Origin of the sequence: Spiroplasma endosymbiont of Lasioglossum malachurum (genome assembly GCF_964020065.1) — a bacterium.
Taxonomy (GTDB): domain Bacteria; phylum Bacillota_I; class Bacilli_A; order Mycoplasmatales; family VBWQ01; genus Spiroplasma_E.
On sequence record NZ_OZ026534.1, the window covers coordinates 449,249 to 465,392 of the forward strand.

Genomic DNA, 16,144 nt, shown 5'->3' on the forward strand with positions numbered 1-16,144 from the left:
TAGGAGTAGTTTATTCGTGAATACAAGTGTAGAAAATATGAATAATGAAGAAACATTAACAAGTATTGAAACTTATATTGCTGTTTATAAGTATGCATTAAAGAAAGCACAAAGTCCGTTATTAAAAACTTTTTTAATGGGTATTGCGGCCGGACTTTTTGTTGGTATTGCTTATATTGCGGCTATTTTTGGTAGTAGAGGATTAAGTGATAATGGTATTAAAAATTTAACATTTAGTTTTATTTTTACTTTAGCAATTACTATGATTGTCTTTATGGGTGGTGAACTTTTTACTTCTAATTCCATGATATTTATGCCATTAATAAAAAAACAAGTTAAGTTAACAAGAATGTTAATTAACTTACTAGTAGTATTAATTGGTAATTTTATAGGTTGTTTTATTCTTTCATTATTTACATGATGAGCAGGATTTTTTGATAATCAAGCTTTTTTGGATAATGCTATTAGTATTTTTAATCATAAATTAGTAATGTCTTGATGAAAAGCCTTTTTTAGTGGTATATTATGTAATTTTTTAGTAGCAGGAAGTGTTTATATTTCTCATGCCACTCGTTCATCTACTGCTAAATTTTTATTAATAGGATTAGTAATTATGGTTTTTGCCTTATCTGGTTTTTCTCACGTTGTAGCAAATTCTTATGTTTGAGGATTAGGACCTTTGTTTAATATTTATGGAATTCATAGTGGATTTAATGACTTTTTACAATTTGGTTATCAAGTACAACTTCCAACCTTATTTGGTAATTTTATTGGTGGTGGTATTTTATTACCTGGTATGTATTATTTAATCTTTAGAAAAGAATTACCAAAAATAACATTATAAATATATTATTAGTTTAATGCTAAATTGTAAAGGTAAGTGCAACTAAATTATTTTTCTATCCAAATATTCGATTGGTGAAAGATAATTTAGTATTTTTCTCGGTCTTTGATTTAAAGACAATATAAATTTATGAACTTCATTTTTATTAGTTTTTGAAAAAATAAATTTTTTAGGAAATTTTTCTCTAATTAAACCATTAGTATTTTCATTAGTACCTCTTTGTCAAGGTGAATATGGATTGGCAAAATAAATTTTTACATTTAAATTTTTTTCAAGTTGTTGTCAATTTGAAAATTCTTTGCCACGATCAAAAGTAATAGTTTTAACAATGTTTTTAGGAAGAATTGATAAATAATAACTGACATTTTTATTAATAACTTTAGTAGTTCTGTTTTTAACTAATATTGCTAAAGTAAATCGTGATACTCTTTCAACTAAAGTTATTAAACATGATTTGCTTTTGCCTCTTGATGATACTATAGTATCTCCTTCTCAATGACCAAGTGTTATACGATCATTAACATTTATATCTCGTTCTTTAATTGATTTACCATTAAACTTGCCACGATTTTCTTTAGATTTTCGTTTTTTACTTTTTCTTCTTAAATTTTTACTAGTAACTTTATCAAGCATTCCAAAATAAATTCAAGTATAAATTGTTTTAAAACTAATAACTCACTCTTTATGAAAATTTTTAATTCTGCCATAAATTTGTTCAGGTGATCAACCTAATAGTAATTTTTGTTGTACATATTTTACTAAATTCTTATTTTTAAACTTATGAAAACTAATATGTGATTGTTTTCGATTTTCAGCTTTATTTTGTGCAATTAATGAAAAATAATGATTATTATCTTTATTTCTATTAATTTCTCGAATAATAGTACTAATACTTCGATTAAGATTTTTAGCTATTTCACTAATTTTAAATTTAAATTTCAATTGATTCTCAATATAAATCCTTTCATCTATGCCAAGATGTTTATAACTCATATAAAAACTCCTTACTTTTTTCTAAACTAAATTTAGCATTATGAAATTTTTATATGAGAATTTTTTGCAATTTTATTTACTTGCACTTACAAGTATAATTCAGCTAATATAAAAATTAATACATTACTTTAGTTTTAAGTAATGGATTTATTAATTTTATGAAAATAAATTAATTGTAAATAGAAGTTATTTGATAAGCATATTTTAAAATTTGTCAAATTAAAGATTTTAAAAAGGAGAATGGTTTTGATAAAAAATATTTTTTAGAAAATAGATTAGAATACTTTAATATTAATTTTTTATTGCATTTATTTTTTTTGAAAATTAAAATGTAATTAACTTCTTAAATTTAAGAAGTTAATGGGGAAAAAGGGGGTTTTCATCATGAAAGCATTATTAAAAAGATTAAGTGTTTTAACACTTGCAACAACTGTTAGCAGTTTAAGTAGTATTTTAAATACTAATAATATGGGTGGTACGAATGCTAATCAGTTACAAGATTTAAAATGTAATCTTCAACAAAATAAAGATGATATTTCTTTAATTAATTTGAATAGAAAAGGTAAATTTTATTTTTTTAATAATAATCTTGGTTTAGTGATTAATGGAAATCAATTATGATTTTTAGATAAAGATAAGAAGTTTCAAGAAATTTCTAATCCTGATCATGTAAGATTCACTGAATTCACTAATGGTCAAGGAGGAAATTACGGAATTTTAACAGAAAAATCTACCAAAAACCTGTATTTATTAACTTCTAATGGTGTTTTAACTTCATTAAAAAGAAATATTTAAAGAATTTAATCTTTATGGCAAGGTAACAGCAATTAGTAATACAAAATTTTTAATTGAAACAAAAATTTTAAATCACACTATACTTACTCTTGGAGAAGTAAAAGATCAAAAATTAATGCCATTAAAATTTGTTTCTTTATTTCATACAATAAAAGAAATTAACTATATTCGTGATGATGAAGTTATTATTAAGTCAGATAATGGAGACTATAGTCTTTTAATAAGTAATTCCGATTTTACTATTAATAAATTATCGTGAACAGCAAAATATTTTTTTAAAACTAATAGGGAAGTTTGAGTAATTAAAGATGATAATAATCAAGTATTAATTTATGATTATGTAAGTAATACATATTCTGAATTAGATCTTTATGAAATTGATATTATTAGATTAAATAGTAAAACATATATTTTAAAAGAAGATAGTAAAAATATTCAAATTATTGATTCATCAGGTCAAGTTATTAAAGGAAAATATAATTTTGAAATTTCTGATGATTATGATTTATTGAATATTAATAGTCAATTATTACTTTTATTTGATCGACAACAAAAAATGACAGTTAGAATAATTGAGAGAAATCTTAATTCTGAAAATGAATTAGTTGTATTAAAAACAATAAATTTAACTAATGAAATAAGTGAAATAAAATTATTAAATAATCAAGAAAATAAGGCTAAATCTTCAACTAATTTTTTCATTAAAACATTAAATAATACAAATTATGTTCTTAATATTGATGCAAATATAAACAAAATTGAGAATTTAGAAATTAATACTAAAAGTATTCTTGATGGAATGAATGGCGAAATTAATAGATATAATAAAACAGTTAGTATTTTTACACAGTATAAAACTGATGACTTATATTGATATCAAGTGTTTTAAATAATATTATTTAAATAATTACCTAGTTACTGATATTTTTTATATTAGTAACATTTTTTCATATAAGGAAGTTTAAAAATAATTCCTTTATTTAATTGAACTAACTATTTAATTATGCAATAATATTGTATTGTATATAACTCAATTATTATTAAGGAGGCGCACAATGCGTGATGGATTAACTTTAAGATGTGAAGTTTGCAAAGAAGAAAATTATATTGCTGATCGTAATAAAAAAACTAAGCCTGAAAAATTAGAAACAAAAAAACATTGTTCTCGTTGTAATCAACATACACTACATAAAGAAAAGAAATAAGTTTTACTTATTTCTTTTCTTTAATTTGCAGTACAATATACTTAGTTATTAATTAATGATTTATTAAAAGGATTGAATTTAAAATGAAAAATTTAAATAAAAAAGAAATTATTGAAACAATATTAACCAAAAATAAAATAGATGCTATGTTATTTTATTCTCCCGAAAATCGCTTTTGATATAGTGATTTTATTTCATCGTTAGGTTATTTATTGATTAGCAAAAATGATGCAAATTTATTATTAGATGGAAGATATATTACTGAGGGAAAAGAAAATGCCAAAAATGTTAAATGCATTCAATTTAGTAATATTTTTTCTTCATTGAAAGATTTATTAAAATCACAAAAAATTAAAAAAATTGGTTTTGAAGCAGAATATATTACTATTGCTCAATTAGAAAGTTGAAAGCAAGAAATTAAAGATATTGAATTTGTTCCAATTTATGTTAGTTCACTAAGAATGATTAAAGATGAAATCGAAATTGCACGAATTGCAAAAGCTTGTGCTATTGGTGATTTGGCTTTTAATGAAGTTTTAAACTTTATCCGACCTGGTGTTAGTGAAAAAGATGTTGAAGATATAATATTACGTTCATTTGTTAAAAATGGTGCAACAAAAGCATCATTTGATACTATTGTTGCTTCTGGAGAAAGAGGAGCAATGCCTCATGGTAAAGCTAGTAATAAAAAAATTGGCAATAATGAGTTAATTACTTGTGACTTTGGTTGTGTATATGAAGGTTTTTGTTCAGATATGACTAGAACTTTTGCGATTGGTAAAGTTAATCCAAAATTAATTGAAATTCATGAAATAGTTAAGTCAGCACAAATGGCAGGAATTAAGGCTGTAAAGCCGGGTATAGCTATTGGTGAAATTGATAAGATTTGTAGAGAATATATTAAAGAAAAGGGTTATGAACAATATTTTACTCATGGTACTGGTCATGGACTTGGTATTGAAATTCATGAATCACCTTGAGTTATTAAAAATGAATCTACTATTTTAGTTCCGGGAATGGTTATTACTGTTGAACCAGGTATTTATATTCCTAATTTAGGTGGTGTTAGAATTGAAGATGATATTTTAGTTACCAAAGATGGTTATCAAATTTTAACAAAATCATCTCGTGAAATTGATATTTGAAAGGAGAAAAAATAAAAATGATTAACGTTAATGATTTTAAACCAGGAATTACTTTTTTACATAATAAAACTGATATTTTAATAGTTATTGAATCAGCACATTCTAAAAGTGGACGTGGACAAGCGCATGTGAAAGTAAAAGCAAAAAATTTAAGAACACAAGCTATTATTAGTATTACTTTTACTGGTGGTGATACAGTTTATCCAGCTATTATTGATAAACGACCAGCAATTTATAGTTATGATGATGGTATGTATTCAGTTTTTATGGATAATGAAGATTATAATGAAATTAGGATTGATCAATCACGCTTATCATGAGAAAAAAAATTTTTAGTTCCTGGTAATGAAGTATCATTAAGGGTTTATAAAAATTTAGAAATATTAGGTATTGATTTACCTCCTTCGGTAGTATTAGCGGTTGTTGATGCTCCACCAGGAGTAAAGGGAAATAGTGTTTCTAATACAACAAAAACAGCTATTTTAGAAACTGGTTTACAATTACAAGTACCAATGTTTATTAATAATGGTGATAAAATTGTAGTAAGTACAGATGAAGGGAAATACAAAACTCGCGCTTAAGAAAGGTGAATATTATGGAAATACTTATTGAAGAAAGTAAAGTTGGAACATTAAAATTATCTTCATTAATTATTAAAAAATTTATTTATATGTTATTAATTAATGATAACTATCAATTAACATTAGAAGATGTTGAAGTTCTAATGTTAGAAACAAATGATATTACTGCTATTAATAATAATATTGTTGTGCGAATAAAATTAATTGTTAATCCAAATGAAAATTTAGTAAATTTAAAAAATAAAATTAATAATTTAATTTTAAGACGTATTGAATCAGCTTTAAATTTATTTTTATTAAATATTCATATAATATTTATTGCTCAAACTAAGGAAGTAGAAATCAACAATGCAAGAACAAAAGAAGATAACCCAGCATCATAAAAGAATTGGCATGATGGAAGTATTATATCAATATTTCCTTGAAGGCCAATCACAACAATCGTTTAAACAATTTCTTTTTGAAGAAGAAGGTAAGAGTTTAATTACTGAACAATGTGAGATATTAAATAAAATAATTGATTATGAATATGATTTAATGGATTTAATCAATAATAATTTAAAACAAGGATGAGATTTTGAAAATTTAAAACCAATTGAACAAGCAATTTTAATTTTAGCAGTGTATGAAATTGTCCATACTAAAACAGATAAAAAAATTATTATTAATGAAGCTATTATTATAACTAAAGCTTATTGTCCAAATGATGCTTATAAATACATTAATGGTGTTTTAGATAAAATAAATAAGTAATTATAACTAGTATATGATTGAATTTAGTTAATAACTATATTTCTAATATAAATATATTATATTATTTGCTAAATTGTAAAGATAAGTGCAACTAAATTATTTTTCTATCCAAATATTCGATTGGTGAAAGATAATTTAATATTTTTCTCGGTCTTTGATTTAAAGACAATATAAATTTATGAACTTCATTTTTATTAGTTTTTGAAAAAATAAATTTTTTAGGAAATTTTTCTCTAATTAAACCATTAGTATTTTTATTAGTACCTCTTTGTCAAGGTGAATATGGATTGGCAAAATAAATTTTTACATCTAAATTTTTTTCAAGTTGTTGTCAATTTGAAAATTCTTTGCCACGATCAAAAGTAATAGTTTTAACAATGTTTTTAGGAAGAATTGATAAATAATAACTGACATTTTTATTAATAACTTTAGTAGTTCTGTTTTTAACTAATATTGCTAAAGTAAATCATGATACTCTTTCAACTAAAGTTATTAAACATGATTTGCTTTTGCCTCTTGATGATACTATAGTATCTCCTTCTCAATGACCAAGTGTTATACGATCATTAACATTTATATCTCGTTCTTTAATTGATTTACCATTAAACTTGCCACGATTTTCTTTAGATTTTCGTTTTTTACCTTTTCTTCTTAAATTTTTACTAGTAACTTTATCAAGCATTCCAAAATAAATTCAAATATAAATTGTTTTAAAACTAATAACTCACTCTTTATGAAAATTTTTAATTCTGCCATAAATTTGTTCAGGTGATCAACCTAATAGTAATTTTTATTGTACATATTTTACTAAATTCTTATTTTTAAACTTATGAAAACTAATATGTGATTGTTTTCGATTTTCAGCTTTATTTTGTGCAATTAATGAAAAATAATGATTATTATCTTTATTTCTATTAATTTCTCGAATAATAGTACTAATACTTCGATTAAGATTTTTAGCTATTTCACTAATTTTAAATTTAAATTTCAATTGATTCTAAATATAAATCCTTTCATCTATGCCAAGATGTTTATAACTCATATAAAAACTCCTTACTTTTTTCTAAACTAAATTTAGCATTATGAAATTTTTATATGAGAATTTTTTGCAATTTTATTTACTTGCACTTAAAAGTATAATTCAGCATTAAAGTTATCTTTTTTAGCCATCTGTAACTCACTCTTTCTAGTCATTTAATTATATTTACTAGAATTAATTAAACATAGTTATTTTTGTAAGTTATACAGATTACTAAACATTACCAAATAATATTGATAATAGTTTTCGCCGCCTGCATATGTTGCTACGTTATTTTTTGTTAAATATTTTCAAACGTTATTTTCAGCAGTAATATTAGATAAATCAACATTACTTACTTTTTTTATATCTTGGTTTAAAATAGTATTAACAGCTTCTGTTTTTTGATTAGTCTTTAAGTTACTACTTAAATTTCCTACAGTTGTACCAAGTGTTAAAACACTTAGGGCAGTAATTAAATTTTTCATTTTAAACACCTTCTTTATATATACGTGATAAATTAAAAGGATATTTTGGATTAATAATAGTTTCTATAAATTTTAGGAATGATAATATTAATCCAAAACTTGGAAATATTTTCTATCCATCTTAATTTTAACACTTTAAGTATTAATATACAAGGCAAGAAAAATTAGTAATATATTAATTAATATATTGTTATAATATTATTTTTAAATTTTGGTAATTTATTAGGATTAGTAATTCCTGAATAATTTGCAAAGTTACTATGTTCTCTTACTTTATTTACATTTCATTTTGAAAGGTCTTGGTTAAATTTTTTAGCACCATAAAACATAAAATTCATATATACTGCATTAGAAGTAATTCAATTTGAAATGTTTTGATTGAATGAGGTTGCACCATAAAACATAAGACTAAAACGGTTTATATTAGATACATTTCATGTTGAAAGGTCTTGATTGAATGAAGTTGCATTTGCAAACATAACAAAAGTACTTTTTACATTAGAAACATTTCAATTAGTAATATTACTATTAAATGAAGTGGCTCCATTAAATGTAAAATTCATATTTGTTATATTGGAAGTATCTCATGTTGAAAGGTCTTGATTGAATGAGGTTGCACCTGTAAACATATTTTTTAAAGATGTGATTTCTTGTGGTAATTTGTCAGGTACTTTTTCAATTGTTCTTGGCATTCTAACAACTTGAATTTCTCCTAATATATTTTTATAAAATCCAATTTGAATAATTTCTTTACTATTTATCTTTGATAAGTCTTTTTCACTAGTTGTTATTTGTTTGCCATCTTTGTCAATATAAATTGTGTCTTGTTGAGTTTTATTTTGAATATAGTTAGTTGTAATATTATTTTTTTGTATAGTTGAGTTTAAGAAACTTGCTAAATTTCCTGTGGTTGTTGCAAATGTTAAAAGACTTACTGCTGTTAATAATGTTTTCATTATGAAAACCCCCTTTTTATTTTTTCCAATAACTTCTTAAATTTAAGAAGTTAACTACATTTTAGTGTTTTTAAAAATAAATGCAATTAACTATTTTTGTATATTTGTATTAATAACAAATTATGAAATACTACAATAACTATTATCTTTGTTTGTTGAATTTTGTTTATTTTGTGTATCATTAGCATTTATTTTATTAACATCTAATTTGTCATTTACTTTTTCTTTTTTAATATTTTTATTTTTTTCTCTTTCTTTTAATAAATCTTGTGTGTAATATATATTAACTATTTCAGTTATTGATGGCATAATTTTAATTCCCCTTTATTTTTTTAAAATTGCTGAATTATACTTGTAAGTGCAAGTAAATAAAATTGCAAAAAATTCTCATATAAAAATTTCATAATGCTAAATTTAGTTTAGAAAAAAGTAAGGAGTTTTTATATGAGTTATAAACATCTTGGCATAGATGAAAGGATTTATATTGAGAATCAATTGAAATTTAAATTTAAAATTAGTGAAATAGCTAAAAATCTTAATCGAAGTATTAGTACTATTAAAAATTTTCATAAAGAGTGAGTTATTAGTTTTAAAACAATTTATACTTGAATTTATTTTGGAATGCTTGATAAAGTTACTAGTAAAAATTTAAGAAGAAAAGGTAAAAAACGAAAATCTAAAGAAAATCGTGGCAAGTTTAATGGTAAATCAATTAAAGAACGAGATATAAATGTTAATGATCGTATAACACTTGATCATTGAGAAGGAGATACTATAGTATCATCAAGAGGCAAAAGCAAATCATGTTTAATAACTTTAGTTGAAAGAGTATCACGATTTACTTTAGCAATATTAGTTAAAAACAGAACTACTAAAGTTATTAATAAAAATGTCAGTTATTATTTATCAATTCTTCCTAAAAACATTGTTAAAACTATTACTTTTGATCGTGGCAAAGAATTTTCAAATTGACAACAACTTGAAAAAAATTTAGATGTAAAAATTTATTTTGCCAATCCATATTCACCTTGACAAAGAGGTACTAATGAAAATACTAATGGTTTAATTAGAGAAAAATTTCCTAAAAAATTTATTTTTTCAAAAACTAATAAAAATGAAGTTCATAAATTTATATTGTCTTTAAATCAAAGACCGAGAAAAATATTAAATTATCTTTCACCAATCGAATATTTGGATAGAAAAATAATTTAGTTGCACTTACCTTTACAATTTAGCAATTAAAAATTCAATTACTTTAAAACTAAAGTTAATTATAAACTTATATTATGTAAGTTTATAATTAAATTATATATTTAAAATATATATTTTAAATATATTTTTGTACAAAATTAAAATTTAAATCTAAGTTATTAAACTTATTTCATTAGTTGTTATAATTGAAATATATTTAATAGAGGCTTTTTAGTAATCTGTGTTTCTTTGTTTTGCAAAGTACTAGTTCAGATTAATTCTATCTTCAAATTTTATCATAAAATGAGCAATTGCTGTATTTCAATTTTGAATGGGCATTGTTCATTTTTTTGTTATATTTTCAATTGCTAAGTAAAATATTTTGAAAACTGCCATATCATTTGGAAAAACTTTTTTATTTCTGATGACTTTTCGTAATTGACTATTAACAGATTCAATGGCATTTGTAGTATAAATCACTCTTTTGATTTCTGGAGGATAACTAATAAAAATCATTAAATTATCTCAATTTTTATATCAAGATTTAGCAATTTGAGGATAGTGTTTATTTCATTTATTTTCAAATGATTCTAAAGCTTGCATTGCTTGTTCTTCACTACATGTATTATAAATTGGCTTTAAATCTGTAACTAGTGATTTTCGATGTTTGTATGAAACATATTTTAAACTATTTCTGATTTGATGAACTATACATAATTGATGTTCAGTTTTAGGATAAACTGATTGTATTGCTTCTGACATGCCTGTTAAGTTGTCACTACAAGCAATAAGAATATCATTTAAGCCACGATTTTTCATTTCTGTGAAATTTGCTAATCAAAATTTAGCGCCTTCATTTTCACTAATTCATAAACCTAAAACATCTTTTTTACCTTCTAAATCAACACCTAAAGCTATATAAACTGATTTGTTAATAATGCGTTTATCTTGTCGTACTTTAACTACTATACAATCAAAATAAACAATGGGATAAATGCCTTCTAATGGTCTATTTTGTCATGCTTTGACATCATCAATCACATCATCAGTAATTTTTGACTAATAACACTTTCACTAATATCAGCACCATGATATAACTCTTGTAACTGCATTCTAATATCTGATAATGTCATACCTTTTGCATATAAGGAAAGAACTTGTTGATCAAAACCATCAAATCTTTTCTGTCTTTTTGGCACTATTACAGGAGTAAAATTACTATTACGATCTCGTGGTACATCAATCTCAATTTTACCTTGTTGAGTTATTAATTTTTTTGAACTTATACCATTACGAGCATTGTCACTATTACTATGTTGATTTTTTTCATATCCTAAATAATTTTGCATCTCAGAATTCAACATTTTTTCAACTAAACGTTTTGTTAATTCTTTATATAAACCCCCTTCTTTAAAAACTGTTGTTAAATCTTCAGTATTTTCTAATAATAAATCTACTGCTTTTGATATTGGATCATTATTATTAAAGTTATCTTTTTTAGCCATCTGTAACTCACTCTTTCTAATCATTTAATTATATTTACTAGAATTAATTAAACATAGTTATTTTTGTAAGTTACACAGATTACTAAACATTACCATTTAATATAATTTAGAGGGGTATTTATTATGGATTTTTATATTATACTTTGAATATTTTTAATATCATTAACTATTAATTTTATTTTCTTTATGATAGCTTTTATTTTTAAAACTGCTATTTTAACTGATATTATTTATTGTTTAAGTTTTATTTGTTTAAGTGTGATCATCGTTGCGTGAAAGCAAAATTTTAGTCCTGTCCAAATTTCGTTGTTTGTTCTTTATAATATTTGAGCTCTAAGATTAGGTAGTTTTTTATTATTAAAAATTATTAAACATAAGGTTGAATATCGTTTTGATAAAATTATTATTAATTTTTGAAAATTTAGTATTTTTTCAATTTTACAAGGAATTTCAGTTTTTATGATTAGTATTCCTACGGTTTTTGCATTAAGTCTTGATATTGTTTATTTTAATAGTACATTTAATAATTACTTACTTATTTTTATTATGCTTGCTATTTTATTTTTAGTTATTGAGACAATTGCAAATTGACAAAAGTTTAGATTTTCCTTAAAGAAAAAACATGATTTATTTTTTATTAATTATGGTTTATGAAAAGATTGTCGTCACCCTAATTATTTAGCAGAAATTGGGTTTTGATATATGATGACAGCATTGTTTATTTGTGATTTATTATTTAAAAATATTAATAGTGATATAAATTATTTATTTCATTTATTATGATTATTAAGTCCGTTGTATTTTAATGTTGTAGTAATTAATATTACCGACATACCAATATGAGAAGTAAAACAATGACAAAGGTTTCACTCTAATGAAGATTATTACAAATATTTAAATGAAACTAGTTGTGTAATGTGTTATATCGGTAAAAAAGTTCCAATTAATAAAGTGAAAAAATTAATATATAAAAAATAAGAACATATGTTCTTATTTTTTATATATTAATTTATTAAATTCTTTTTATTGCACTATTAACAAAATCTTCATTTGGATCAAATTTAGTTTCGTTATTAATATTTCATAATTTTTCTTGCTCTGTTTTAGTAACTTTATTAGGCATTTGTATATCAAGAATAACATGTAAGTCACCACGTTTACTACTATTAGGGTAATAGAATCCCTGATTTTTTAAAGTAATTTTGTCACCGTATTGTAGTCCTAATGGTAATTTATGTTTAATTATTCCTTCAAAGGTAGGAATCATAATAATATTTCCCAAAATAATATCTAAGTAAGATACTGGTAATTTAATATACATATCACTACCTTGACGATCTAAGAAAGCGTGTCGCTTAATATTAATACCAACAAATAAATCGCCTTGAGTACCACCATTATGACCAATTTTACCTTTACCTTTAATTCTAATTTGTTGACCATCAAAAATACTGTGAGGAATATCAAATTCTAATTTTTGATTTTCAATATAATAGCGATGTCCTTTGCATTTTAAACATTTTTGACGAATAATTTTACCAAGTCCTTGACATTGGTTGCAAACACCTTGATGTCTAAACATACCTAATGGTGATTGTTGAACATATTCAAGAACTCCTTTACCTTTACATTTATCACATGTACTAATATCATTAGGAGTTCTAGCACCAGTTTCTTTACAATCCTTACAAGCAACATCAATGTTAATACTAATGGTCATTTTTTTGCCAAAGAATACATCACGATAACTAATTTCAACTTTTGTTAGGATATTATCACCTGGTGTTTTACCATTATAGCGTTGTTGTTGTCTTCTATTACCACCAAATAAGTCACCAAATAAGTCACCAAATGCCGAACTAAAGTCACCGAAACCACCAAAGCCACCGAAACCAGAAGAACTACCAACTCCGGGCATATCATGACCAAATTGATCATATTTTGCTCTTTCATTAGTATCAGATAAAACTTGATAAGCTTCACTTATTTCTTTAAATCGAGCTTCATCACCACCACTTGGTGAATCGGGATGATATTTTTTTGCAAGCGTACGAAACGCTTTCTTAATTTCATCTGGAGTAGCATTACGTGAAACTCCTAGAATTTCATAATAATCACGTTTTTTACTTGCCATTTTGTCCACCTCTAATTATTTTATTTAGTTGTTGCGTCAACATCAATAACATCATCACTTTTATTATCATCTTTTTTAATATGATCTGTTGGTTCTTGTTTTTGTTGGTTCATAAATTGTTGTGCAGCAGCAAATGCTTGTTTTAATTGTTCTAGTTTTTCTTTTAAATCATCATATTTTTTTTCATCTAGTGATTTTTGTAAGTCATTACGTAGTTTTTTCATTTCAGCAATTTGTGGATTTTCTGCTTCGCCTTCTTTTGCTGATTTAGTAACTTCAGCAGTCATTTTATCAATATCATAAATATAGGCTTGTGCTTGATTAGATAATTCAATTTCTTCTTTATGTTTTTCATCGTTTTCACGATTCTTTTCAGCATCTTGTACCATTTTTTCAATTTCGTCTTTACTTAAAGTACCACTATTGCTAATAGTAATTTTTTGTTCTTTATTAGTTTTTAGATCTTTAGCACTAACAGATACAATACCATTAACATCGATATCAAAAGTAACTTCAATTTGTGGAACACCTCTTGGTGCTGGTTCGATACCACTTAATTGGAAACGACCCAGTGAATGATTATCTTTGGCTAGTGGACGTTCTCCTTGTAAAACACTAATATCAACAGCGGGTTGATTATCTTCAGCAGTTGAAAAAACTTGTGACTTTTTAGTAGGAACAGTAGTATTACGAGAGATTAATGGCGTCATTACTCCTCCTAAAGTTTCAATACCTAATGATAAAGGAGTTACATCTAATAGTAAAACGTCAGTAACATCACCCGATAATACTCCTCCTTGAATAGCAGCACCTAAAGCTACTACTTCATCAGGGTTAACACCACGATGTGGTTCTTTACCAATTTCATTTTTAATAACTTCTTGCACAGCTGGGATTCTTGTTGAACCACCAACTAAAATAACTTCATCAATTTCATTTTTGCTTAATTTAGCTTCTTTTAAGGCATCACGAACAGGAGCAATAGTTCTTTCAACTAGTGATTTTGTTAGTTCATTAAATTTGGCACGTGTTAATTTTTCATTTAAATGTAATGGACCTGAGGCATTCATTGAAATAAATGGTAATGAAATATCAGCTTGTACTACTCCTGATAAGTCTTTTTTTGCTTTTTCAGCAGCATCTTTTAAACGTTGCATTGCCATTTTATCTTTTGATAAGTCAACACCATTACTTTTTTTGAATTCACTAACTAAATGTTGAACAATTAAGGCATCAAAGTCGTCACCACCAAGTTTGTTATCACCACTAGTTGATAATACTTCAAATGTTCCACCTGCTAATTCTAGAACTGAAACGTCAAATGTTCCACCACCTAAGTCAAATACTAAAATTTTGTGATCTTTATCTTGTTTGTCTAAACCATAAGCGATGGCAGCAGCAGTTGGTTCGTTAATAATTCTTTCTACTTTTAATCCTGCAATAATTCCTGCATTTTTAGTAGATTCACGTTGTTCATTGTTAAAGTAAGCAGGAACAGTAATAACTGCTTTTGATATTTTTTTACCTAATTTTGATTCAGCAAAAGTTTTAATAGTGCGTAAAATTTCTGCAGATACTTCTTCTGGTTTACGTGTTTTAGTAGCGGCTTTAACTGTTTCTTTAGTTCCCATAATTCTTTTAATTGAACTAACAGTATTATCTGGATCAGTAATAGCTTGACGTTTAGCAACTTCACCAACCATAATTTGACCATCTTTGTAAGCAACAACTGATGGTGTTGTTCTTCCACCTTCGGCATTTTCAATAACTTTTGGCTTATCACCTTCCATTACGGCAACACATGAATTAGTTGTTCCTAGATCGATTCCTAAAATGATTTCTTTATTTGTTGTTTTATTTGTAGACATAATATTTTCACTCCTTAATTTTTCTTTGTTTCTGTTTTTTCTTCTTTAGTTTGAAAAACTTTAACTTTAGTAGTGCTAATGACACGATTATGTAATTCATAACCATTAGCTATAACTTCAACAATAGTATTATTTTTTACATTTTGATAAGCATTGTTTGTATTATCATTAATAATTTCTACTGCCTCATGTTGGTGAGAATTAAATTGATCTCCAACTTTAGCAGTAATTTCTTTTAAACCTTCTTTACCAAGTGCTTTAATTAATTCTTCATAGATAAATTTAAAACCAACTAGGAAATTTTGAACAGCTGCATTATCAGTTTTAAAGTTTAGTGCTCGTTGGAAATTTAATAAAGTATGAACTAAATCTTTAATAATTTTTTGGTTAGCATATTTAATGTGTTCTTTATTTTGAATTTCTAATTCTTTAATGGTATTTAATCTAGTAGCTAGCATTAATTGCTTTTGTTGTGAATTAATTTTATTAAGTTCTATTGTTAATTCTTTAATTTTTGTTTCTAATTCGATTTCTTTATTTAATGATATTTTTTCTTCTTCGACACTTACTGGTGTTTCAGTAACAGGAGTTGAAATAGTTGTATCTTTAGTTTCTGTTGCTGATATTTTATCAATGTTATCTTTTTTAGCTTTTGTCATTTTATCATC

19 protein-coding genes and 1 pseudogene are annotated in these 16,144 nt (G+C 24.7%); 10 read left to right on the plus strand and 10 right to left on the minus strand.

Features of this window, described 5'->3' with window-relative positions:
* The first annotated feature begins 16 nt into the window (after positions 1 to 16).
* On the plus strand, positions 17 to 844 hold the full coding sequence (locus AACK95_RS02550) for a formate/nitrite transporter family protein (protein WP_338980614.1): 828 nt from the start codon (positions 17 to 19) through the stop codon (positions 842 to 844).
* A gap of 42 nt (positions 845 to 886) precedes the next feature.
* On the opposite strand, the gene AACK95_RS02555 is transcribed toward AACK95_RS02550, so the two are convergent.
* Complete coding sequence (locus AACK95_RS02555; protein WP_338980615.1) at positions 887 to 1,837, minus strand: IS30 family transposase; 951 nt, start codon at positions 1,835 to 1,837, stop codon at positions 887 to 889.
* Positions 1,838 to 2,221: 384 nt separating this feature from the next.
* Here AACK95_RS02555 and AACK95_RS02560 point away from each other — a divergent pair, with 384 nt between their 5' ends.
* From AACK95_RS02560 to nusB, 7 genes are all read left to right on the plus strand, one after another.
* Positions 2,222 to 2,632 (plus strand): hypothetical protein, encoded by a 411-nt coding sequence (locus tag AACK95_RS02560; protein WP_338980616.1) that lies wholly within the window; start codon positions 2,222 to 2,224, stop codon positions 2,630 to 2,632.
* 115 nt (positions 2,633 to 2,747) lie between these two features.
* Complete coding sequence (locus tag AACK95_RS02565; protein WP_338980617.1) at positions 2,748 to 3,521, plus strand: hypothetical protein; 774 nt, start codon at positions 2,748 to 2,750, stop codon at positions 3,519 to 3,521.
* Positions 3,522 to 3,687: 166 nt separating this feature from the next.
* Complete coding sequence (gene rpmG / locus AACK95_RS02570) at positions 3,688 to 3,837, plus strand: 50S ribosomal protein L33 (protein WP_174481164.1); 150 nt, start codon at positions 3,688 to 3,690, stop codon at positions 3,835 to 3,837.
* Positions 3,838 to 3,920: 83 nt separating this feature from the next.
* Positions 3,921 to 4,997, plus strand: coding sequence for an aminopeptidase P family protein (locus AACK95_RS02575; RefSeq protein WP_338980618.1), 1,077 nt, complete (start codon positions 3,921 to 3,923; stop codon positions 4,995 to 4,997).
* A 2-nt stretch (positions 4,998 to 4,999) separates the two neighbouring features.
* Positions 5,000 to 5,563, plus strand: a complete 564-nt coding sequence (gene efp / locus AACK95_RS02580) for an elongation factor P (protein WP_174481165.1) — start codon at positions 5,000 to 5,002, stop codon at positions 5,561 to 5,563.
* 14 nt (positions 5,564 to 5,577) lie between these two features.
* Positions 5,578 to 5,946 (plus strand): hypothetical protein, encoded by a 369-nt coding sequence (locus AACK95_RS02585; protein ID WP_338980619.1) that lies wholly within the window; start codon positions 5,578 to 5,580, stop codon positions 5,944 to 5,946.
* Complete coding sequence (nusB, locus tag AACK95_RS02590; protein WP_338980620.1) at positions 5,912 to 6,316, plus strand: transcription antitermination factor NusB; 405 nt, start codon at positions 5,912 to 5,914, stop codon at positions 6,314 to 6,316. Before AACK95_RS02585 ends, nusB begins: the two co-directional genes overlap by 35 nt.
* A gap of 91 nt (positions 6,317 to 6,407) precedes the next feature.
* Here the strand turns inward: nusB and AACK95_RS02595 are convergent, their stop codons facing one another.
* The 5 genes from AACK95_RS02595 to AACK95_RS02615 form a co-directional block, all read right to left on the minus strand.
* Positions 6,408 to 7,103, minus strand: coding sequence for an IS30 family transposase (locus AACK95_RS02595; protein ID WP_338980971.1), 696 nt, complete (start codon positions 7,101 to 7,103; stop codon positions 6,408 to 6,410).
* Between the two features lie 3 nt (positions 7,104 to 7,106).
* Positions 7,107 to 7,307, minus strand: coding sequence for a hypothetical protein (locus AACK95_RS02600; RefSeq protein WP_338980621.1), 201 nt, complete (start codon positions 7,305 to 7,307; stop codon positions 7,107 to 7,109).
* Positions 7,308 to 7,543: 236 nt separating this feature from the next.
* Positions 7,544 to 7,822 (minus strand): hypothetical protein, encoded by a 279-nt coding sequence (locus AACK95_RS02605; protein ID WP_338980622.1) that lies wholly within the window; start codon positions 7,820 to 7,822, stop codon positions 7,544 to 7,546.
* A gap of 179 nt (positions 7,823 to 8,001) precedes the next feature.
* The gene (locus AACK95_RS02610) at positions 8,002 to 8,778 is read right to left on the minus strand and encodes a BspA family leucine-rich repeat surface protein (protein WP_338980623.1); all 777 of its coding nucleotides are present in this window, start codon (positions 8,776 to 8,778) and stop codon (positions 8,002 to 8,004) included.
* A 120-nt stretch (positions 8,779 to 8,898) separates the two neighbouring features.
* Positions 8,899 to 9,087, minus strand: coding sequence for a hypothetical protein (locus AACK95_RS02615; RefSeq protein WP_338957506.1), 189 nt, complete (start codon positions 9,085 to 9,087; stop codon positions 8,899 to 8,901).
* Positions 9,088 to 9,222: 135 nt separating this feature from the next.
* Between AACK95_RS02615 and AACK95_RS02620 the strand changes: the two genes are divergently transcribed.
* Entirely contained in the window at positions 9,223 to 9,990 is a 768-nt protein-coding gene (locus tag AACK95_RS02620) for an IS30 family transposase (protein ID WP_338980626.1), read from the plus strand.
* Between the two features lie 243 nt (positions 9,991 to 10,233).
* On the opposite strand, the pseudogene AACK95_RS02625 reads toward AACK95_RS02620, so the two are convergent.
* A pseudogene (locus tag AACK95_RS02625) lies at positions 10,234 to 11,474 on the minus strand (IS256 family transposase).
* Between the two features lie 123 nt (positions 11,475 to 11,597).
* Here AACK95_RS02625 and AACK95_RS02630 point away from each other — a divergent pair.
* Entirely contained in the window at positions 11,598 to 12,452 is an 855-nt protein-coding gene (locus AACK95_RS02630) for a DUF1295 domain-containing protein (RefSeq protein WP_338980628.1), read from the plus strand.
* A gap of 34 nt (positions 12,453 to 12,486) precedes the next feature.
* Here the strand turns inward: AACK95_RS02630 and AACK95_RS02635 are convergent, their stop codons facing one another.
* Genes AACK95_RS02635 through AACK95_RS02645 form a run of 3 tightly spaced genes read right to left on the minus strand, consistent with a single transcriptional unit; the run spans position 12,487 to position 16,135 of the window.
* On the minus strand, positions 12,487 to 13,608 hold the full coding sequence (locus AACK95_RS02635; RefSeq protein ID WP_338980630.1) for a DnaJ C-terminal domain-containing protein: 1,122 nt from the start codon (positions 13,606 to 13,608) through the stop codon (positions 12,487 to 12,489).
* 20 nt (positions 13,609 to 13,628) lie between these two features.
* A complete protein-coding gene (gene dnaK, locus AACK95_RS02640) occupies positions 13,629 to 15,476 on the minus strand; it encodes a molecular chaperone DnaK (RefSeq protein WP_338980632.1) in 1,848 nt (615 codons plus the stop codon).
* A 14-nt stretch (positions 15,477 to 15,490) separates the two neighbouring features.
* A complete protein-coding gene (locus tag AACK95_RS02645) occupies positions 15,491 to 16,135 on the minus strand; it encodes a nucleotide exchange factor GrpE (RefSeq protein ID WP_338980634.1) in 645 nt (214 codons plus the stop codon).
* Positions 16,136 to 16,144 lie beyond the last annotated feature (9 nt).